Origin of the sequence: Anaerosporobacter mobilis DSM 15930 (assembly GCF_900142955.1) — a bacterium.
Lineage (GTDB): Bacteria > Bacillota > Clostridia > Lachnospirales > Lachnospiraceae > Anaerosporobacter > Anaerosporobacter mobilis.
The window spans coordinates 95327-117308 of the sequence record NZ_FRCP01000005.1; the positions used below are offsets into that span (position 1 = coordinate 95327).

General features: G+C 35.5%; 16 protein-coding genes and 1 pseudogene. 3 read left to right on the plus strand and 14 right to left on the minus strand.

Annotated features, from left to right (window positions below; genetic code table 11):
• Nucleotides 1-185 precede the first annotated feature (185 nt).
• From BUB90_RS00345 to BUB90_RS00350, 3 genes and pseudogenes are all read left to right on the plus strand, one after another.
• Nucleotides 186-1841 carry a SulP family inorganic anion transporter gene (locus tag BUB90_RS00345; protein WP_073281595.1) on the plus strand — a complete coding sequence of 552 codons (1656 nt, stop codon included), beginning with the start codon at nt 186-188 and terminating at the stop codon, nt 1839-1841.
• A 29-nt stretch (nt 1842-1870) separates the two neighbouring features.
• A pseudogene (locus tag BUB90_RS23000) lies at nt 1871-2052 on the plus strand (IS1595 family transposase); the annotation flags it as partial.
• Nucleotides 2053-2129: 77 nt separating this feature from the next.
• Nucleotides 2130-2693: a GNAT family N-acetyltransferase gene (locus BUB90_RS00350; RefSeq protein WP_073281597.1), complete on the plus strand. Its 564-nt coding sequence runs from the start codon at nt 2130-2132 to the stop codon at nt 2691-2693.
• Nucleotides 2694-2934: 241 nt separating this feature from the next.
• Here the strand turns inward: BUB90_RS00350 and miaB are convergent, their stop codons facing one another.
• The 14 genes from miaB to fusA all read right to left on the minus strand — a co-directional run bounded on the left by miaB (nt 2935) and on the right by fusA (nt 21953).
• Complete coding sequence (gene miaB / locus BUB90_RS00355; RefSeq protein WP_073281599.1) at nt 2935-4371, minus strand: tRNA (N6-isopentenyl adenosine(37)-C2)-methylthiotransferase MiaB; 1437 nt, start codon at nt 4369-4371, stop codon at nt 2935-2937.
• Between the two features lie 127 nt (nt 4372-4498).
• Nucleotides 4499-5443: a ComEC/Rec2 family competence protein gene (locus tag BUB90_RS00360; protein ID WP_073281601.1), complete on the minus strand. Its 945-nt coding sequence runs from the start codon at nt 5441-5443 to the stop codon at nt 4499-4501.
• Nucleotides 5444-5458: 15 nt separating this feature from the next.
• Nucleotides 5459-6316 (minus strand): ATP-grasp domain-containing protein, encoded by an 858-nt coding sequence (locus tag BUB90_RS00365; protein ID WP_073281603.1) that lies wholly within the window; start codon nt 6314-6316, stop codon nt 5459-5461.
• A gap of 111 nt (nt 6317-6427) precedes the next feature.
• The gene (locus BUB90_RS00370; protein WP_073281605.1) at nt 6428-7336 is read right to left on the minus strand and encodes an ATP-grasp domain-containing protein; all 909 of its coding nucleotides are present in this window, start codon (nt 7334-7336) and stop codon (nt 6428-6430) included.
• A 129-nt stretch (nt 7337-7465) separates the two neighbouring features.
• Nucleotides 7466-10615 (minus strand): FtsK/SpoIIIE family DNA translocase, encoded by a 3150-nt coding sequence (locus BUB90_RS23005; RefSeq protein WP_242952449.1) that lies wholly within the window; start codon nt 10613-10615, stop codon nt 7466-7468.
• Between the two features lie 13 nt (nt 10616-10628).
• On the minus strand, nt 10629-11504 hold the full coding sequence (locus tag BUB90_RS00385; protein WP_073281607.1) for an undecaprenyl-diphosphate phosphatase: 876 nt from the start codon (nt 11502-11504) through the stop codon (nt 10629-10631).
• A gap of 245 nt (nt 11505-11749) precedes the next feature.
• Entirely contained in the window at nt 11750-12556 is an 807-nt protein-coding gene (locus tag BUB90_RS00390; protein ID WP_084139013.1) for a ClpP family protease, read from the minus strand.
• 74 nt (nt 12557-12630) lie between these two features.
• Complete coding sequence (locus tag BUB90_RS00395; RefSeq protein ID WP_073281609.1) at nt 12631-13029, minus strand: bacteriohemerythrin; 399 nt, start codon at nt 13027-13029, stop codon at nt 12631-12633.
• Between the two features lie 471 nt (nt 13030-13500).
• Entirely contained in the window at nt 13501-14775 is a 1275-nt protein-coding gene (locus BUB90_RS00400) for an O-acetylhomoserine aminocarboxypropyltransferase/cysteine synthase family protein (RefSeq protein WP_073282513.1), read from the minus strand.
• 260 nt (nt 14776-15035) lie between these two features.
• The gene (locus BUB90_RS00405) at nt 15036-15470 is read right to left on the minus strand and encodes a dUTP diphosphatase (RefSeq protein WP_073281611.1); all 435 of its coding nucleotides are present in this window, start codon (nt 15468-15470) and stop codon (nt 15036-15038) included.
• The gene (locus BUB90_RS00410; RefSeq protein WP_073281613.1) at nt 15458-16720 is read right to left on the minus strand and encodes a M16 family metallopeptidase; all 1263 of its coding nucleotides are present in this window, start codon (nt 16718-16720) and stop codon (nt 15458-15460) included. The genes BUB90_RS00405 and BUB90_RS00410 overlap by 13 nt, the downstream gene beginning before the upstream one ends.
• 169 nt (nt 16721-16889) lie before the next feature.
• Nucleotides 16890-18974: a polyribonucleotide nucleotidyltransferase gene (locus BUB90_RS00415; protein ID WP_073281615.1), complete on the minus strand. Its 2085-nt coding sequence runs from the start codon at nt 18972-18974 to the stop codon at nt 16890-16892.
• Nucleotides 18975-19368: 394 nt separating this feature from the next.
• The gene (gene rpsO, locus BUB90_RS00420; protein WP_073281617.1) at nt 19369-19635 is read right to left on the minus strand and encodes a 30S ribosomal protein S15; all 267 of its coding nucleotides are present in this window, start codon (nt 19633-19635) and stop codon (nt 19369-19371) included.
• A 236-nt stretch (nt 19636-19871) separates the two neighbouring features.
• Nucleotides 19872-21953: an elongation factor G gene (fusA, locus tag BUB90_RS00425; RefSeq protein ID WP_073281618.1), complete on the minus strand. Its 2082-nt coding sequence runs from the start codon at nt 21951-21953 to the stop codon at nt 19872-19874.
• Nucleotides 21954-21982 lie beyond the last annotated feature (29 nt).

Genomic DNA, 21982 nt, shown 5'->3' on the forward strand with positions numbered 1-21982 from the left:
TTTTCTATCGAAAAAATCTACCAAATTATTTACCAAACTTATTAATATTTTATAAATATTTAATAAATATTATATACTTTTCTTTTCACCCTTGAATTTGATAATTATGAGGTATAGTATTTTAACTGTCGTTATCTACCAACTTTGGATTGGTAACTTCAATAAAATACACAGGAGAAATTAAAATGGACAAGTTTAAACCCAAACTTCTTTCTGTGACGAAACACTATAGCAAACAACAATTTGTAAAAGATATGAACGCCGGTATCATTGTAGCAATTATTGCACTACCACTTTCTATCGCTTTTGCATTGGGTTGTGGTGTTTCTGCAGAAAAGGGTATCTACTCAGCAATCATCTCAAGTATCATTGTTGCACTATTAGGTGGCAGTCGTGTGCAGATTACTGGACCTACAGGTGCTTTCATCATCATCACACAAACGATTATTAGTAAATACGGATTAGCTGGTCTAATGATCTCAACAATTCTTGCAGGAATTATGCTCATACTTATGGGTGTGTTTCGGTTAGGAAAGTTAATCAAATTCATTCCAGCTCCAATTACAATCGGTTTTACTGGTGGTATTGCAGTAACAATATTCACACTAGAAATCAAAGATTTCCTAGGACTATCGATTGACAAGATGCCAACCAACTTCTTTGGTAAGTGGTATGCGTATATTACAAATCTATCGGATGTGAATTATCAAAGTATTCTTCTTGGAATCCTTTGCATACTTATATTAGTGTTATGGCCAAAAGTTAATAAAGTGGTTCCTAATTCACTAATCGCTATTATAGTAGGTACTTGCATCGCTTACTTTGGTAATCTTGATGTTAAGACGATTGGTGAGATTCCTAAGTTACTCTCAGTTCCAACATTACCGCATCTATCCCTTGATGATGTTTTTGATTTAATGCAACCAGCATTCACGGTTGCTGTCCTAATAGCTATGCAAGCATTATTATCTGCAGTTGTAACCGATGGCTTAATACATAGTAGGCACCGATCAAGCATGGAACTAGTTGCACAAGGTATTTCTAATATTGTTCTAGGTCTCTTTGCCTGTATCCCTGCTACAGGTGGTGTAGCAAGATCCATAGCGAATGCAAAGAATGGCGGGCGTACCCCTATCGCTGCGATCTTTCACGGTCTTACATTATTCTTATTCTTGATGGTTGGTATGCCATTAATCAAACATGTACCGTTATGTGTATTATCTGCAATACTGATTATAGTCTCTTATAATATGTTCAATGTTAAGGCTTTCTTATCCTATACGAAAGCCCCTAAAAGTGATGTTGCCGTATTAATTGCTTCCTGCGTACTTACATTTGCCTTCGATTTAGTACTTGCAATTGAAGTGGGTATGGTATTAGCATGTGGATTATTCATGAAACGAATGGCAGATGTAACAAGGGTCAAGAATTGGAAGTATCTTGAAGACTTCGATGATTCTGATGAAGATTGTAGTGCAGATAGCCTTAAACTTAAGGAAGTACCTTCTCATACCTTAGTATTCGAATTGAATGGACCACTTTTCTTTGGTGCCGCTGACAAACTTCTCTATATACCAAATGAAGTAAAGAAGGATACCAAAGTAGTTATTTTAAGGATGCGTAGTGTTCCAGCCGTCGATGTAACCGCACTGAATACTATGAAAAGATTACAAGCTTCTTTTGAAAAGAATGGTATTACATTAATCCTTTCCCATGTGCTAGATCAACCATTATCTGTCATGAAAAAAGCCGATTTTATTAGCACAATAGGGAGTGGGAACATATGTTCTAATATTGATTTAGCGCTAAACCAAGCAAAGAATATTGTTGGTGACGCATAATTAATTGCTACTGCATATAAATAGTCAGGTCAATTGCATCTGGAACTCGTAAAAGTTAAAGTATTTGGGAAACATTCGCTAAATGTATGTTGAATGGTTTTTCTGTACGTAAATCTGCAAACATTTGCGGCATCCATCGAAATACAGGTTTGCATGGAGACATAAACTTCTTGATGCCCTCTATCAACTTGCTGAAGGCACTAGATTGGATTGATTTATATTGCAAATAAATTCACAATTGTTTACAAAGGTGAACTACAGATTATTTATATTATCGGAGGTTATAAGATGAAAAAGATTAATCCGTTTGATGAGTGTCCAGTTTATGAAACCCAAAGTTTTATCTTTAGGCTCGTAAATGAGAAAGACGCGGAAGATTTGTTTACAGTATACACTGACCCTATAACATTAAAACATGAGAATCGTGATGGTTTTTCAGGCGAATGGAAGTTAAAATCTTCTGATGAATTAAAAAATGCTTGGCAAACTGAATACAAGAACAGACAATTTGTTAGGTGGAGCATAATAAGTAAAGATACAAGTAGTGTTATCGGAACAATTGAAATTGCGCCTTTGCCATGGGGAAAATGGTTCTTTGGTACAGAAACGCCTGTCGGAATATTAAGATTGGATTTACTATCTTCGTTTGAAAAACAGGTGTTTTTTTCGGAAATTATATATATGATGGCGACAGAATTAGCGTATGATTTTGAAGTTACAAAAATTATTATGAAAGCTCCATCAAATCAACCGGAAAGAGTAAATGCACTTATCTTGAACCAATTTTATCCCGACACAAATAAAGAGTTTCTATACGATGATTACTATATTAGGATTAACACCACAGTATAAGCATAATCTACATCAAAACATATTTACAATATTTCACATAATCGAACTAAATATACAGCCATTGAGCAGAGCACAATTAGCTCTGCTCTAAAAATAATAATTATCAACCATGTGTTGTGACAGCCCTTAACGTAACGATTTTTATACTAAAAAGCACCCATACCGAAAGATACAATATCATTGCATCAATCGGATTAGGGTGCTTTATTTATTAATTGGTTCTAAGAGAGTAACTTCTCATCTATACTAATTCACCAATATAGTAAAATCCCTTACATTCATTAAGTCGAACATCAACGATTTTACCTATTAACTCTTCTTCACCTTTAAAATGCACTAACAAACTATTACTTAAACGTCCTGTCATAAGACTTGCATCTTGTTCATTGACTTGTTCTACAAGAACACTTTGCACTGTACCCTCATGTTTCTTAGTTAATCCAGAAGCAATTGTTTGTACTTCTTTTAGTAAACGATTAAAACGTTCTTTTACAACTGCATCATCTATTTGCTCTTCCATGTTAGCTGCAGGTGTTCCTGTTCTCTTTGAATAGATGAACGTGTAAGCACTATCGTATCGTACTTTACGAACAACATCTAGAGTTTCTTCAAAGTCTTCTTCTGTCTCACCTGGGAATCCAACAATAATATCTGTTGTTAATGAGATTCCAGGAATAGCAGTTTTAATACGATCAACTAGATCAAGATATTGTTCCTTTGTATAGTGGCGATTCATTATTTTAAGAATTCTTGAGCTTCCTGATTGTACTGGTAGATGAAGATGATTGCAGATTTTTTTAGAGTTCTTCATAACTTCTATTAAATCATCTGATAAATCTTTTGGATGAGAGGTCATGAAACGTACCCTCTCAAGACCGTCAATCTTTACAATTTCTTGTAATAACTCTGCAAATGTCATTGGACTCTCTAGGTTTTTTCCATAAGAATTAACATTTTGTCCAAGTAACATTATCTCTACAACACCATCTGCAACAAGTTCTTTGATTTCCTTAATGATATCTTCTGGATTACGACTTCTCTCACGACCGCGAACATAAGGAACAATACAATAACTGCAGAAGTTGTTACAGCCAAACATAATATTAACCCCTGCTTTAAAACGGTATTTTCTTTCACTTGGTAGGTCTTCCACTATTTCAGTTGTGTCCTTCCAGATATCAATAATCATTCCATCTGAGTCAAGTCTTGCTTGCATTAATTCTGCTAATTTGAATATATTATGAGTACCGAAAATAATATCAACATAACGGTAACTTTTCTTTATCTTATCAACTACTGTCTGTTCTTGCATCATACAACCACAAAGAGCAATCATCATATCTGGATTTTTTTTCTTTAATTTACTTAGGTAACCTAAACGTCCATATACTTTAAGATTCGCATTCTCACGCACAGTACATGTATTATATATTACAAAATCTGCTTCTTCTGTTTCTACCATTTGGTAACCGATTTTTTCTAAGATACCTGTAATCTTTTCCGCATCTCTTGCATTCATCTGGCAGCCAAAACATTGCACACAAGCAGTTAATGGTCTTCCTAATTCTTCTTTCTTTTGATCATGCCATTTTCTTAGATTTTCAATATATTGATACTGACGCTTTGTTTCAGAAGAAAACTCTTCTACTTCTTGGTTCTTTGTATTTTCTAAATTCATAACGTTCTCTCTTTCTATCCTTATCCATATTATATATTTATCTTGAGAATTTTGATGTTTCCAAGATAACGTTTATCCAGTCCATCGTATACTATACCTTATTTCTATGGAATTGTCCAGTGTAGCATCAACCCCTATTAGACTTTTCTATCTTAATATCAACACCATTGGTGGTCATCACAATGGTACCGTCTTTGTCTGTTCGATACAACAGAATACGTTGCTTACTAATAACTTCTAGTGTCTCCTTCTCTGGTAATGACGTTCCGTCTCCCTCATCACAAGTAATAACTGCCACAGCAGGATCGACCGCGTCTAGAAATTTCTCACCGGATGACCTCGTATCTCCATGATGTCCAACTTTAATAACATCTGCTTGTAGATCGTATCCTCCCGCTAACATCTCCTTTTCCGATACCTCCATCGCATCTCCCATGAATAAGAATTTCTTTTTTCCATATTGCATCATGAGAACAATGGAACTCTCATTAGCTGTTCCTGCGGCCATCGCTTTATCACCCGGAGCAAGTACCGTAAACTTTACTCCTTCAACATAGAATATAGTCCTAACCTTTGGTATGAGTTGTGTTACTTTCAACTTAGTTGCAGTATTCATCATTGCTATGTAAGGCTTCGTATTCTTTCCCCTTGAGGACATTAGCAAAACATCAGTTGGAAATTCTTTTAATATATCACTCATTCCCCCTACATGATCTTTATCGCAATGGGTAGCAATCGCATATTCAAATTTTGTAACATCTTGTCTCTTAAGATACTCTATAATTACCTTAGCCTTTTGGCTTGTTCCCGAATCAATTAAAACTGCCTTATCATCAATCTTGATTAAGATACTATCCGCTTTACCTATATCCAGGAAATGTACAGAAACCAGCTTTTTACCATCTATATCTGCATCATATTCTGTATTTGATTGTATAGTAGATTTCTCTTGATTATTAAAAAAAGAATCATCTTTGGTGGAATAACATAAGTAAGAGCTACCTATCAAAATAATAGTCATAGCTATCATAAGCTTCCTCTTTTGCTTATGGAAGTAGAACAATTTACTCATGCAGACATATGCCTCCTAAAGATGATCAAGAATGTGTTCAATATATAACTTAACTAAATTAATATCGGTACATTGATATAACATTCTGGCACCTACAACGTCTTCAATTTCATTAAAAATCAGTTCACCATCGTCATCAATGATAAAGTCAATTCCTACCATGTTAGGTTTTATCAGCTCGATAATCAACTGAACCTTCTCTCTTTCTTCTTTATTCAATTCATAGATAGAAACGTCACCACCCAAAGAAAAGTTTGATTTGAATCCCTCCTTAGCTCTTCTAAGAATTGCAGCAATAATGGTATCACCAATCACATATACTCGAAGGTCCTTATGTTCCTTCCCAACAAGTGGTTGTATTACTGTATCATGATGTTCGGTATCCATAATCACTTCCTCTACTTGTTGTGATTCGTTAGGATCCACCAAAAACACTTGCTGCCCTCCATGACCATCAACGGTTTTAACAACTGTTTTCGTAGTCCTTCTACTCAAATACTCTCTCAAACTACCACGCTTGCAAAATGTAGTATCAACAATGTCTATACCTAACGAAGCAACTACTTGGTACGTACTCGCTTTATCGTTGCATATTCTAGCAACCTCTGAACCGTTGAATACAGGAACTTTCATACATTCTAGTTGTCTAGTGAGAAGCGGGTATATTACTCTACTAATTGCAAATGTAGGTAATTTCATAATCTCACCTTGATATTCTACATACCAAGTATTGTTACGAACACCATATTCCAATTCTTCTACGATAATCAATTCAAATGTAATATCAAATTTCTTTCCTTCCTCTTGATACATTGTAATGTAGTGCTTATTGTACTCTGCTTCTTTTCGACCATACAAAATCCAACCAATCATTGTGCTTCTCCTTCTTTATTATTTCAATAACCGTCTAGTTATCAACTCTTTTTAGCTGTTTGCACACAAATTGAACACGCAGTTCAATTCAGCACTGGTTTACTAAAAAAACTACACACTCTCATTCACCAATTTCAGCTTATTACAGATGTAACCAAGAATATGTTCTGCCACATCAACACCTGTACAATCATATATATTTTTAAAATGTGCATTAGAATTGACTTCACACACAATTGGTTCCTCATTCACATCAAATAATAGATCAACTCCAGCGAAATCAAGCCCTAACGCTTTCACACAGTCTACAGCCAATTGTACTTGTTGTTTTGTTGGCTTGAACGGTTTCATCTTTCCACCATTTGATATGTTGGCTCTAAAATCTCCCGTATCCGAATATCGATACATCGTAGCGACTACCTGATCCCCAACAACGTTTAATCGAATATCACGTGCAAAACTTGATTTAATATATTCTTGAAAAAGAAATGGTTTTGCTCCTATCTTCTCAATACAACGCATCAGTTCCACATCATCATGAACTAGATATACTTGTTGACCGAAAGATCCAAAACATTCCTTCACTACAATCGGATAGGATAACTGTTTTTTCATCCTCTCAACAAAATCATAGTTTGTAAATCCGATATTTTCATAAGTCATTGGGGCAAGTATTGTCTTTGGCATCTTAATATTCTTTTGCTTTAATGCTATGTGTGTCATTGCTTTATTATCACATATTTCTATTGCTTTAGAGGAGTTAAATACTTTCATGGATAAACTCTCAAGAAAACTTGCCAGACGAATATCTTTATCCCAGAACAATACAAACTCTGGTTTCTCTACTTCTATCATATTTTGAATTGTATGATTACTACCTAGATCTACTAATAGCTCCGCATTTGTCTTAACAAGCAAATCAATATTATTTTTTTCTGCAACTTTCACTAACCACATATTTAATTCTGAATATTTTTGTGTATTCAAGAACTCATTTGTTACTAACCATGCTCTCTTCATAACAGTCCTCCATTCTAGACCGACGTTCTTAACTAGTTTTGTCACACTAACACCTATGGTGGTACCAACACAAACATTTCCATAATCTTTTGTTTGTGTAATACCACCATAGTTACTCTAGACTTTCATCTATACATATTCATCCACATATTGTTCGAATTCCACTTCTGACATCAGAACCTTTCTTGGTTTAGTTCCCTCTTCAGGCCCTACAACACCAGCTTCATATAACTGATCCATAATACGTGCAGCACGATTAAAACCAATCTTATATACACGTTGTAACATACCAATGGAAGCTTTATCTTTCTCAATAATAAACTTACCAGCTTCTACAAAATAATCATCCCGATCATTTGCTGGAGCAGTTGCTCCTTCTGATGAAGGTGCACTTGTTATCTTGTTCGTTATCTCTTCATTATATGAAGGCTTACTTCGCTGCGATGACAAGAATTCTACCACTCCACTAACTTCTTTATCAGAAACAAAAGCACCTTGAATACGAACCGGTTTTGGATATCCCGAAGGGAAGAATAACATATCCCCTTTACCAAGTAATTTTTCCGCACCAGAACTATCAATAATTGTTCTTGAGTCGATGGCTGAAGATACTGAGAAAGCAATACGAGAAGGTACATTTGCCTTAATAAGACCAGTAATAACGTTAACTGATGGTCTTTGCGTAGCAATAATAAGATGAATTCCAGCAGCACGGGCCATCTGTGCTAAACGACAAATCGCATCTTCTACCTCACCAGGAGCTACCATCATAAGATCTGCAAGCTCGTCTACAATAATAACAATCTGAGGCATCTTTTTAAACTTCTCATCATTAAATTCTTTTACTTTCTCTATCTTAGTGTTATATCCTTTGATATCTCTTACACCAAGTTCAGCAAAACGATTGTATCGATCTGTCATCTCCATAACAGCCCAGTTTAGAGCAGCAGAAGCTTTCTTAGGGTCTGTTACAACTGGGATTAATAGATGAGGGATTCCATTATATACACTTAATTCTACAACCTTTGGATCAACCATAATTAATTTAACATCATCAGGATGTGCTTTATATAGAATACTCATAATTAATGTATTAATACATACGGACTTACCTGAACCAGTTGCTCCAGCGATAAGAAGGTGAGGCATCTTGGCAATGTCAGTAACAACGACTTGTCCACCAATATCCTTACCAACTGCAAATGCAAGGTTACTTCCATGTTCTTTGAAGTCTTTCCCTTCAATAAGTTCTCGAAACATAACTGAGGAATTCTCTTTATTAGGTACTTCAATACCAACAGCGGCTTTACCAGGAATTGGTGCCTCTATACGTATATCAGCTGCAGCTAGATTTAGTTTAATATCATCCGCTAGATTAGTTATCTTACTTACCTTTACACCTTGTTCAGGTTGTAGTTCATAACGGGTTACCGCTGGTCCACAACTTACATTGGTAATGGTTACTCCTACACCAAAACTTTGTAAGGTCTGTTGTAATTTCATGGCAGTCTCTTTCAACTCTCCATCAGAAACACCTTTTGAAGATTTCTTTGGTCTAGTAAGCAAATCTAATGGTGGGAATTCATATACAAACGGTTCTTCTACTTCCTCAATTACAGGTTCTACCTGTGTAGAACCCACGTTGTCTTTCTGTTCGACATCTTTATTTCTGGCAGTTTCTTTGTGATTCACATTACTACTAACGTTATGCTCATTATCTGTCCTTAACGTTTGGATTCCTTCTTGATCCGTTGCATTAAGGAATGCCTCTTCTACTTCTTCATTTTCAAGGGCCTTCAAATCGACACGGAAATCATCAAAATTATCTTCTTCTATCTGATCTTTAAATGTAGTAGATTCTAAATCATCATTACTAGAAGTTTGATGTTCTTGTGTGTAAACATCGTTACAAACGAAATCATTACTTTTTGGTTCTTCTCCACTCGTAGCACCTTCCGTATGCCCTTGTACTTGATTCAAATTAGGGGTACTACTATACAATGTATTCATCGAATCGGATTGCATAGTATCACCGAAAACATCAACGTCTTTAGGAGATGTTTTTTTTCGTTCTATTGCTGTAGAATTACGCACTGTAACTTTGTCTACTTTTGTAGAATCACCATCAAAACTCTCATTCATTATTTGTTCAGCAAGCTTTTTAATATCATAATCCTTAGCTTGACTAAATTTGCGTTTCATCTCTTCTTTATAGATTGGTGTTTCGTCATAATCATAATTAGAGGTTTGATCTCCTCTATAGATTGGTATCGAATCAAAATCAAATGGCTTTACTTCATCTAAAGGAGCTGATGATGTAGTTACAGATGCTTCTGATGCCTCATGTACTGGTACAACCGTATCGTTAGAGATAGCTTCCTTAGTCTGTGCAGAAGATTTCGTATTCTGAGAAGCTCCATGGAATGTAAATGTCTTCGCCTTTTTCCTACGTTCGCCTTTTGCACTCTTTCTTGTATCAAACGGTATTGCATCCTCTTCTTGCCCGCCTTTACTTTGACTAACATGTTTAGGTTCAGGTTCTCCATAAACCTCATCATCATATCCATCATATTCTTCTGAGTAATATGATTCATCGCGTGCTTTCTTGACCTCTACTCTTCTTGCTTTCATCTCTTTTAATTTAACAGCACTTTTCTTACCAAGACTTGCAAACAAGAGACGTTCTGTTATAAACATGATTAATAAGGTCATAATAGCAAGCAAGATTACCAGTGTACCAGCAAAACCGAACAATGGGTACATAATCGAATAAATTACGCCACCTATGAAGCCTCCACCATTCTTGTTAGATGCCGAGGCAGTATAATAACCAAATATCGACCATTCCGAATTATAGTCTATTGTAACTAATTGAACAAAAGCTGCTACCATACAGACGAAACAGATACTACTAATAAGTTTAATTGTTGCTGTATAATTTCCCTTATTCGATATATGAAAAGCAACACCAAAAAACAAAATATACGGTAGAAAATATGCTAATAAGCCAAACATTCCGAATGTGAATCGATTAATAAATGCACCTACACTACCACTTAAATTAAAATTACTAAGTACTAAAATAACAGCAACAACAAGAGTAATTACTATTGTTATCTCGTCCTTATAACGACTCATCCCATACTGGTTATTTTGATGGCCGCTATTCTTTCTTGTATTCCCCTTTTTACGTCCAGAAGCTCCACTTCTACTAGTAGATGGTTTTTTACTAGGTGCTTTCTTCGTTGACGAAGCAGGCTTTCTTTGAGTTGCCGCCATTAATAATTCCTCCTTAAGCTACAAAATTCCATATAACTGCTATAGTACCTACTACAAAACAATAGTAAGCAAATCCTTTATATTTTTTCCCACGTACAACAACTAACATAGTCTTAATGCATATATATCCTACGATAGCTGCAATTATTGTACCAATTACATATGCCACTACTTCAGTAGATTCAACTGCAAGTGTACCAAAATCTTTAATTTGTAAAATGACCGCACCAAATATTGCTGGTATCGACATAATGAACGAATACTTAACAGCAAAATTAGTATCTAATCCACATGACAAACAAGCTGTAATTGTTGTTCCCGAACGCGACAACCCCGGAAGTGTTGCAATTCCTTGCGTCAAACCAATAATTCCTGCATTCGCATAGGTAACATCATTGGCCCGTTTCTTACCAGAAACTGTTCGGTCTGCAATTAATAATAATACACCAGTTAATAATAAACATAAACCTGGTACAATTAATGTTTCACTTGTAACTTCTACAACCTCTTTTAATAAGAGTGCAACTATTCCTGTTGGTATTGTTGATACAACAATAAGCATAACAAATTTGCGATAAGCAGAACTTATCACCTTATTATACTCTTTTTTATCTTTTGAATGTAAATTATGTACCAGGCGACCTATATTAACAATGAAATCTCCTAGAATACCAAACCCCTCTATAATTAACTGTTTAATATCTTTCCAGAAAGATACTAATACTGCAACTAGCGTACCAAAGTGTAACATTACATCAAATAACAAACCTGTATCTGTATTTATATGCAAGATATGTTTCATAATAGATAAATGTCCAGAACTACTAATTGGTAAAAACTCTGCAATTCCTTGAACAATTCCCATTATGATTGCCTGTAATATTGTCATGGTTTCTCCTCCCACGTTTACTTGTCCCAAAATCCGTAATCATAACACTGAACGGACTTGCCACTCGTTTCAGCGGCGTTACACGCCATTACATAAAAAATTGATTCTATGTATGATAAGATTATACGCTTTCTTAACTTACATTAGAACCAATTTAATTATACCTTTTCTATTTGTGATAAGCAAGAGGTAATCATTATTTTTCAAAGTTACCAACTACTTGTTTTGTTTTGCTACTTGTATTTCTACTTATTTTGTTTTGCTCTTTCTTCTATCATATCATATAACTTCTCAATTGCTTCATGAATTCCACCTACAGCATCCACAATTCCTTCGTCAACTGCTTGGGAACCCACTAAGATTGTACCAAGATCCCTTGATAACATGGTAGTATTAAACATCATGGTTTCAATTCTCTCTTTACTCGCATTGCTATGATTAGATATAAAACCGACAATACGATCTTGCATAATTTTAAAATAATCATATGTCTGTCTAGATCCAATTACTGTTCCGCTCATTCGGACAGGATGAATTATAACCGTACCCGTAGGTACTATGAAGGAATAATCCGTTGCTACTGCTAGCGGCACTCCAATAGAGTGACTATCTCCAATAATTAAGGAAACTGTTGGTTTGCTTAAGGAAGCAATCATCTCAGCTATAGCAAGTCCAGATTCAACAGCTCCACCGATCGTATTGACTAGGACTAAAACTCCTTCAATGTCATCACTATCTTCTAGGACTGCTAATTGAGGAAGAATATGTTCATATTTTGTAGTCTTCGTTTGTTGTGATAAACATTCATGCCCCTCAATTTCACCGATAATTGTTAAGAGATGTAATTTATGATCCCTTTTGTTCTTATCGAGTGTGACTTGACCATATTCCCGAACCTTATCATTCTGAAGTTTCTCCGCTTCTTTTGCTGTTTTATCATCAACTATTATATTACCTTGACTACTATTCTCATTGTTTCCTGATTTATTAATTTCATCGCTATTTTCCATGTAATTTACAGCATCAATATCGCATAGATTCTTTGTTTGCATAGTAACTTTACCTCACTTATTTTTCAAATAGTATGTGAGTTTTTGACCATCCCTATTCAAACTTAATCTAAACCTTACTCTATTTCCTTACCAATTAACATATCCTTCTCAACGATATGTTTTACTAACCAATCGCCTAGATAGGTAAGGAGATTCATAATAGCATCTTCTTGATTATTATCTATCTCATCAAGGTTAATTTCTTCTAACATCGCTACAAACTCATGATGATCCATTTTCTGTGAAAACATCATCTTATGCCCTATTTTTTGCATATACTCTTCTTCATACGTAAAATGTTGCTTTGTATATTCTGTTAATTCCTTGAGAATCTCAACAATCCCATCATATTTGTCTACAATAAATTCATTTGTTAAAAGTGTATATGCTTTTTCTGCTATTTGAAACAATCTCTCATGCTGTTCATCAATCTCTTTAATACCAATCTTATACTCCTCTTTCATCTCAAACATCTTATTTTCTCCTTCACTTTTATTAATAGAATGCTTAATTATGTACGACTAATAATATTCATTCTATCTTATATGTTTAATATTGTAAATACATTTATCAATAATCAAATCTTAGGTACTAAAACCGATTACATAGAATACCCTATATTATAAGAAAATATGAGGTAGTAATATGATGTGGTTAATAGCTACCGTTTTACGTACAACTTTTATACTATTAATTGTTTTTATCTTCTACTCAATCATGATTGGGTTTACACTTCTCATTTTACATATTCTTCAAATCCTAGATGCCAAAAAACGTCAATGATAAGCAATCCTAAGCGAAGCGTCACACCCCAGATTCCAGATTACCCTATTACTTTCTAGAAATCAGGAAAGACAATTCATCAAATTGTATACTATACCTTGATAAATTGTCTTCTTTATTATTCATAGCAGTTGAAAGTAGAAAAACGTGCTTTCTACTAATTAAATTTGTGCAAAAGCTTGCTCTAAATCCTTTATAATATCTACGATATCTTCTATGCCCACTGACATTCGAATTAACTCTGGTTCAACTCCTGATTGTACTAATTGTTCATCTGTAAGTTGACGATGTGTTGTACTTGCAGGATGAAGTACACTTGTACGCGCATCAGCTACATGTACTACGATAGCTGCAAGTTTTAGTTTTTCCATAAGATTTGCAGCGACTTCTCTTCCACCCTTAACGCCAAAGGATACAACACCACAATTTCCCTTTGGTAGATATTTCTTAGCTAATTCATGATACTTATTGCTCTCTAGACCTGGATAGTTAACCCAAGATACTTTATCATTTGATTCTAACCATTTCGCAACCGCCAATGCATTTTCACAATGGCGTTCTACACGTAGATGTAGTGTTTCTAAACCAACATTAAGTAAGAAGGCATTCAATGGTGCTGGAGTTGCTCCCATATCTCTCATAAGTTGAACTCTTGCTTTGGTTATGTAAGCGGCTTTTCCGCAATCTCTTGCATATATCATACCATGGTAGGACTCATCTGGTGTAGATAATCCAGGGAATTTGTCTGAATTCCAATCAAAATTACCACTATCCACAATAACACCACCAAGGGCAATAGCATGACCGTCCATATATTTTGAAGTTGAATGAATAACGATATCAGCTCCGTATTCAAACGGTCTACAATTAATAGGTGTAGCAAATGTATTATCTATAATTAAAGGAATACCATTCTGATGGGCAAGTTTTGCCATCTTCTCAATATCACATACAACTAGTGTAGGATTGGAGATTGTTTCAGTAAAGATACATTTTGTATTCTCTTGAACCGCTTTTTGTAATTCCTCGATTGGTGCGTCCGGATCGACGAAAGTAACATCAATTCCTAGTTTTTTGAATGTAACACCAAGTAAATTAGTTGAACCACCGTAGATAGCAATAGATGCTACAACATGATCACCTGCTCCACAGATATTTAATATAGCAAATGTAGTTGCTGCTTGCCCTGTCGAAGTACATAAAGCTCCAACACCACCTTCTAGTGTTGCAATTTTTCTTTCAACAGCGTCAACTGTTGGATTGCTAAGTCTTGAATAGAAGAAACCTTCCGCTTCAAGGTCAAATAATTTACCTACTTGGTCACTGGTATCGTATTTGTATGTAGTAGACTGATAGATTGGTAGAACTCTCGGTTCTCCATTCTTTGGTTCATATCCAGATTGAATACAATTTGTACTAATACTATAATCGTTCATCTTATCACCTTTCATGTCATAAATTAAGTGAACGGCTTTACCTTTTAACGTAATGCATTGATAAATTCACTGAATTCATTTTATAACTAATACAACTGTTTTGTCAATGATAAAAGACACGAATCGACGTTTGTCCATCTTCTTCATCCGCAATATTTATTTATACAAATGCGGATCACGGTATAAAGTCGTCGGAACTTAGGCTCTGTATTTTGAGCCTTATGTTCCACAACAAAAACTTCAACGGGGCGAGAATCTTATTAGTTCTTACCAGTCGAACCAATGCCTCCACGGTCTTTGCCCGTTAATGCACTTACCTCATTAAAAATTAAGGTTGGTTGATGTTTTTCTATTCTGAACTGACAGATACGATCATTCTTACAGATTTTAGTGTCGCGTAAAGCAATTGCTGGCATATACCACCAATCATTTGGTCCGCAATATGATTCATCTACTAATCCCATATGGTTTGATTGTATGATTCCGAAATTCTTATACGTACTGCTTCTTGGTATAATATGGGCTTCATATCCTTCTGGCAGTTGCATTGCTACACCTAACGGAATTAAGCGAAATTCTCCTTCTTTTAACTCTACATCCTCTGCTGCACGAAGGTCAATCCAATCTGATTTCCCATCAATGTATTCCAGTCTATGAATTGAGTCGTCTAAATATTGTATCTTTATAGTTTCCATCTTTGTTCTATTCCTTTCACAATCTTCTTATCCAGATTACCAACTAAGGCAATACTGCATGAAGTTTCATCAAGTATATCCTTAGCCAATGCATTTACATTCTCTCTCGTAATTGTGTTAACACGCTCTATCACATCATTAAGCGGAATTATCTTTCCATATTTCATTATGTGCTTTGCATTACTATCCATACGGTTTCTCGTACTTTCGCTAGCAATCGTAAGATTAACACAAATCTGCTTCTTTGTCTCTTCTATATCTTTCTCAGAGAAACCTTCTTCCTTCACTTCACTAATGATATGGAAAATCTCATCATATATAGTAAGAGCAGGTTCTGGATTCGTCGCCGCATAGATATGAAATAAACCTGTTGTTACAAAACTACTTTCATAGGAATAGATGGAGTAGGTTAACCCCATATCCTCTCGTATTCTTTGGAATAGCATACAATTTGCGCTTTCTCCAAGTATGTCATTCATAACCGTTAACTCATATCTTCTTTCATCTATGTTCGCAATCGAAGGAAACGCAATATTAATATGCATCTGTTCAATATCTTTCTCGTCTTTATATATGCATTTCTTATATGTTGGAATCGTTAATATCGGACGAGTTGCCGTAACCGGAATCGTTCCAAAGCACAACTCTAATTGCTTTAATATGGTTTCTTCATTATAATTACCCGCAATGGAGATAATCATATTATCAGCAGTATAATACTGATTTCTAAATTCCATCAACTGTTCTCTGGTAAATGTTCGAACAACTTCTTTTTCTCCCGATATTAGATACCCTAGAGGATGTTGATTCCACACTTCCTTCTGTAACATCTCATGGCACATGTCTTCTGCAGAATCATCGTACATATCGATTTCTTCTAGTACAACTCCCTTTTCTTTCTCAAGTTCTTCTGCATTAAAAACAGAATTTTGAATCATATCACTAATCATATCGATTGCTATTGGTAGATATTCATCTATCGTTGTAGCATAGAAGTTTGTACACTCCTTACTTGTATACGCATTCACATTCCCACCAATCATAGATGTAATGTCTGCTAAATCTCTTGCAGTTCTAGTTGTCGTCCCTTTGAAGAACATATGCTCTAACATATGAGCAATTCCATTATTACGTGAATTCTCATAAGCAGAACCCACTTTCACCCATACCCCAAAGGATACACTTTTAAGATATGGCATTCTCTCTAACACAACGGGTAAGCCATTGGACAGCCTAGTTGTGATTGTCATGAACCTTCCCCTTTCTTTTATAAGTTATTATAGGCACTTACGAAACTCTGGTTAGAGTATCACGTAAAAGAGTATCTCATAAGCCAACACTTACGAGATACTCTATACATGCCATTCGGCACGCTCTCACGCACTGTGATATCTATTCCATCATCTATAGATAATACTCTTATTGAACATCCTTGATACTAAAGCTGATTCTTCCCATCTTATCTTTTCCAAGACAAACAACTTTAACAACATCACCAAGTGAGAGTACATCTTCAACATGGTTGATTCTATCTTTGGAAATCTTAGAGATGTGAACCATACCTTCTTTACCTGGAGCAAATTCTAGGAATGCACCAAATTCCTTAATGCTAATTACTTTGCCTTCAAAGATTTGTCCTTCTTCAAAGTCCGTAACGATTGTTTGAATTATACGAATTGCTTCGTTCATCTTATCTGCATCTGTACCACATACAGAAACTGCACCGTCATCAGTAATGTCAATTTTAACACCAGTTTGTTCAATGATTGCATTGATTGTTTTACCTCTTTGACCAACTACGTCACCAATCTTTGCTGGGTCAATTTGAATTTGAACAATTTTAGGAGCGAATTCCCCAACTTCTGTTCTTGGTTTTGCAATACATGGAATCATAACATCGTTTAAGATGTGCATTCTTGCTTCTTTTGTTGTCTTAATAGCTTCTTCAATAATTGCTCTTGTAAGTCCGTGAATCTTAATATCCATTTGAATTGCTGTGATACCATCAGGTGTACCAGCTACTTTAAAGTCCATATCTCCAAAGAAGTCTTCAAGTCCTTGGATATCTGTTAATACGATATAATCATCGTCTGAATCGCCAGTTACTAAACCACAAGAAATACCTGCAACTGGTTTAGTGATTGGAACACCTGCAGCCATCAATGACATTGTAGATGCACAAATAGAAGCTTGTGAAGTAGAACCATTTGATTCAAATGTCTCAGATACTGTTCTAATTGCATATGGGAATTCTGACGCACTTGGTAATACTGGAATTAATGCACGTTCTGCTAATGCACCATGTCCTATTTCACGACGACCAGGTCCTCTTGAAGGTCTTGTTTCACCAACAGAGTATGATGGGAAGTTGTAGTGATGCATATATCTCTTAGAAGTTTCTGCTTCATCTAAACCATCAATTCTTTGAGCCTCTGAAAGAGGTGCTAATGTTGTAATTGTACAGATTTGAGTTTGTCCTCTTGTGAACATAGCAGAACCATGAACTCTAGGTATAATATCAACTTCTGCTGCTAATCTACGAATCTGTGTAATATCTCTACCATCTGGACGTTTATGATCTTTTAAGATCATCTTACGTACTGTTTTCTTTTGATATTGATAGATAGCTTCGCCAAGCACAGCTAACCATTCTTCATTATCTGCAAATGCTTCCTCTAATTTTGCAGTAATCTTTTTGATATTTTCTTCTCTGTCTTGTTTAACATCTGTGAATACTGCTTCTTCCATCTCTACTGGAGGAACTACTTCTTTGATTGCTTCGAATAATTCTGCAGGCACTGCACAACTCTCGTAACCATGTTTCGCTTTTCCACATTCAGCAACGATTGTATCGATAAATTCGATTACTTTTTGGTTAACTTCATGTGCAGCAAAGATAGCTTCAATCATCTTGTCTTCTGAAACTTCGTTAGCACCAGCTTCAATCATGATAACTTTCTCTTTTGTTGATGCTACAGTTAATTGAAGATCAGAATTTGCTTTTTGATCTGCATTTGGATTGAATACGAATTCACCATCTACTAATCCAACTTGCGTTGTAGAACAAGGACCATCAAAAGGAATATCAGAAATCGCTACAGCAATTGCTGAACCTATCATAGCTGTAAGTTCTGGACTACAATCAGGGTCCACTGACATAACTAGATTATTAAGAGTTACATCATTTCTATAGTCTTTAGGGAATAGCGGACGCATTGGTCTATCGATAACACGAGATGTTAAGATTGCATTTTCAGATGCTTTTCCTTCTCTTTTATTAAAACCACCTGGGATTTTCCCAACGGCATATAATTTTTCTTCATATTCTACACTAAGTGGGAAGAAATCAATTCCTTCTCTAGGCTTGTCTGATGCAGTAGCTGTAGATAATACAACTGTATCCCCATAATGCATTAATGCAGCTCCATTCGCTTGTGCTGCTACTCTGCCAACATCAACTGTTAAAGTTCTGCCAGCTAGTTCCATAGAATAACTTTTGAACATATTTTATCTCCTTTTATTTTCAGATTCTTTCTAATGGTAATCTGATTTCTGATTTAATTTTACTGGAGATGCCGAAACAACTGAAAAATACACTAAAACTATGATAATGTACTTTTCAGAAGTCTCGGGATACATCTCCATATTCATTTCTATTATATCACCTATGGAAGATTTATGCTACTTATTTTTATTTATAATAATCCTACGTATAAATTACTGTAATAATAGTTCTTTTGCTGCCAAACCCTGCAAGAAAATAGCAAATAGTAAGTAAAAAATCATGTATATAAAGCAAGTAAAAAGCCATACTATGACTACATAATCTGCAATCACAATATGGCTTTTTACTGTTTGTTTGTTTGTCGTGTATAATTAAAAAATATTTACGTTGTTATTACTTTCTTAAACCTAAACGTTCGATAAGCTTACGGTAAGCTTCGATATCGTTTTTCTTTAGGTATTCAAGAAGACCTCTTCTTTGACCTACCATTTTTAATAGACCTCTTCTTGAGTGGTGATCTTTCTTGTTAGCTTTTAAATGCTCAGTTAACTCGTTAATTCTAACTGTTAATAAAGCGATTTGCACTTCAGGTGATCCAGTATCTTGTGGATTTCTTCCGTAAGCTGCGATAACTTCTTGCTTCTTTTCTTTGTTAATCATCTTAAATTCCTCCTATTAATAAATCGCCAAATACTAAGCCATAGGTCGGAGTGTCCTATATCCTGGTATCGGCTGAAATCATACTTGTCTAGTCTATCATAAGTATATCCATCTGTCAATTGATTTATACTTGTGTTTTCTTGCTTTTTCTCAGCATCGATTAAATTCTATCATTATGAATCCTATTTTACCAATAAGGACATAAATCCTAGCAGGCATTATTGATACTATATACTTTATACCGCTTCTTCTTTTTTATTCTCATTCACGATTGTCGCCTGTACCTCCGATGGTGCCTGTTCATAACGAGCGAATTCATAACTATACTCTCCTATTCCACCTGTCATAGAACGTAAATCAGTAGAATAACCTACCAATTCCGCCATAGGAATGTCTGCTACGATTTCTTGTTTTCCGTATTCGCATGGATTCATCCCCATAACCCTTCCACGCCTCTTATTCAAGTCTCCCATAATATCACCAGTAAATCGATCAGGTACTACAACTCTTAAAGAAACAATTGGCTCAAGTAAAACGGGGTTGGTTAGTTCAAAGGCTTTCTTAAAAGCTTGAATAGCCGCCATCTTAAATGCCATCTCAGAAGAATCTACAGGGTGATAAGAACCATCTACCAAAGTTGCTTTGACCCCAACGACAGGATACCCCGCCAAAGGTCCTTTCACTACACTTTCTGCGATTCCCTTTTCGACTGCTGGGAAGAAATTCTTAGGTACTGCACCTCCAAAAACTTTTTCTTCAAATATATAAGGAGTGCCAAGATCACCAGACGGCTCGAATTCAATGTGAACATCACCATATTGACCATGACCACCAGATTGTTTCTTATATTTTCCTTGTACCTTAGCAGCTTTACGTATTGTCTCTTGATAAGAAACTTTTGGTTTCGATAACTCGATTTCCACCTTGTATCTACTTAATAACTTACTTACCAAAATCTCTAATTGCTGCTCCCCGATCCCAAAGAGTAGAGTCTGTCTATTCTTAGTATCGTTCTTTACCAAAAGAGTTAAATCCTCTTCTAACATCTTAGCAAGAGACTGCGATACTTTATCTTCATCTCCTTTATTCTTGGTGGAATAACGCATAAATGTATAAGGTTTTGGTACCTCTGGTTTCTTATAGACAATAGGTGCCTCTTTAGTCGTTAAGGTATCTCCCGTTGCTGTAATAGTCAATTTACTGATTGCTCCAATATCACCTGCATGAAGTTCTCTTACTTCAAATTGTTCCTTACCTCTTAGAATATATAGTTTAGCAACCTTTTCTTCGCTTTCTTTCAACGGATTCCATACAAGAGTATCAGCCTTTAAGATACCACTATGTACTTTAACTACCGAGAATCTGCCTACGAACGGGTCAACAATTGTTTTAAACACATTAGCTGTCATAGGTTTATTTTCTTCAAATTTTACTTCTACTTCTTCATTTGTTATCTTGTTAACCCCAAGGGTAGTCGTCTTATCTGGTGATGGGAAATATTTTTCGATTGCCTGTAGTAACATAGTCGTTCCTTGACAATTAAGTCCAGATCCGATCAAAACAGGAACTACGGTACCGTCCATTACATTCTCTCTAAGAGCAATCGAAATCTCTTCCTGTGAAAACTCCTCTCCTGCAAAATATCTCTCCATCCTATCTTCACTAGTTTCTGCTACTGCTTCTAATAAAGCTTCACGGCAAGAAGTAAGATTCGCCATAGAATACTCTGGGATTTCACATTCTTCATAATCACTTAAAGTAGTGAATTTTCTGCCTTGCATCTTAACAATGTTAACAAAGCCAATAAACTTCTCATCTTGTCGAATTGGAAGATGGAAAGGTGCAATCTTCTTACCATATAGGTCTGTTAACTTTTCTACCACTTGACGATAACTTGCATTGTCATCATCCATATCCGTAACAAAAAACATACGAGGAAGTTTATATCGTTCACACAGTTCCCAGGCGCGTACTGTTCCAACTTCAACACCGGCCTTTGCAGATATAACAATAACCGCTGCATCAGCTGCTGCCATTGCTTCCTGTGTTTCACCAACAAAATCAAAATATCCTGGTGTATCAAGGAAATTGATTTTGGTATCTTCCCAAATAATCGGTACGACTGCGGTACTAATAGAAAAACGTCGCTTTATCTCTTCTTTATCATAATCGCTAATCGTATTACCGTCTTCTACTTTCCCTTGGCGATTCGTAACTTTCATAGTATACGCTATCGCTTCAATTAAAGTAGTCTTACCACAACCACCATGCCCTAATATTACAACATTTCTAATCTTGTCTGAAGTATAAATGTCCATACATGATACCTCCTATACACGAATATTCC

Coding starts and splice junctions, on each gene's coding strand:
- BUB90_RS00345 (WP_073281595.1), top strand. CDS start 186: ATGGACAAGTTTAAACCCAAACTTCTTTCTGTGACGAAACACTATAGC.
- BUB90_RS00350 (WP_073281597.1), top strand. CDS start 2,130: ATGAAAAAGATTAATCCGTTTGATGAGTGTCCAGTTTATGAAACCCAA.
- miaB (WP_073281599.1), bottom strand. CDS start 4,371: ATGAATTTAGAAAATACAAAGAACCAAGAAGTAGAAGAGTTTTCTTCT.
- BUB90_RS00360 (WP_073281601.1), bottom strand. CDS start 5,443: ATGAGTAAATTGTTCTACTTCCATAAGCAAAAGAGGAAGCTTATGATA.
- BUB90_RS00365 (WP_073281603.1), bottom strand. CDS start 6,316: ATGATTGGTTGGATTTTGTATGGTCGAAAAGAAGCAGAGTACAATAAG.
- BUB90_RS00370 (WP_073281605.1), bottom strand. CDS start 7,336: ATGAAGAGAGCATGGTTAGTAACAAATGAGTTCTTGAATACACAAAAA.
- BUB90_RS23005 (WP_242952449.1), bottom strand. CDS start 10,615: ATGGCGGCAACTCAAAGAAAGCCTGCTTCGTCAACGAAGAAAGCACCT.
- BUB90_RS00385 (WP_073281607.1), bottom strand. CDS start 11,504: ATGACAATATTACAGGCAATCATAATGGGAATTGTTCAAGGAATTGCA.
- BUB90_RS00390 (WP_084139013.1), bottom strand. CDS start 12,556: ATGCAAACAAAGAATCTATGCGATATTGATGCTGTAAATTACATGGAA.
- BUB90_RS00395 (WP_073281609.1), bottom strand. CDS start 13,029: ATGTTTGAGATGAAAGAGGAGTATAAGATTGGTATTAAAGAGATTGAT.
- BUB90_RS00400 (WP_073282513.1), bottom strand. CDS start 14,775: ATGAACGATTATAGTATTAGTACAAATTGTATTCAATCTGGATATGAA.
- BUB90_RS00405 (WP_073281611.1), bottom strand. CDS start 15,470: ATGGAAACTATAAAGATACAATATTTAGACGACTCAATTCATAGACTG.
- BUB90_RS00410 (WP_073281613.1), bottom strand. CDS start 16,720: ATGACAATCACAACTAGGCTGTCCAATGGCTTACCCGTTGTGTTAGAG.
- BUB90_RS00415 (WP_073281615.1), bottom strand. CDS start 18,974: ATGTTCAAAAGTTATTCTATGGAACTAGCTGGCAGAACTTTAACAGTT.
- rpsO (WP_073281617.1), bottom strand. CDS start 19,635: ATGATTAACAAAGAAAAGAAGCAAGAAGTTATCGCAGCTTACGGAAGA.
- fusA (WP_073281618.1), bottom strand. CDS start 21,953: ATGGACATTTATACTTCAGACAAGATTAGAAATGTTGTAATATTAGGG.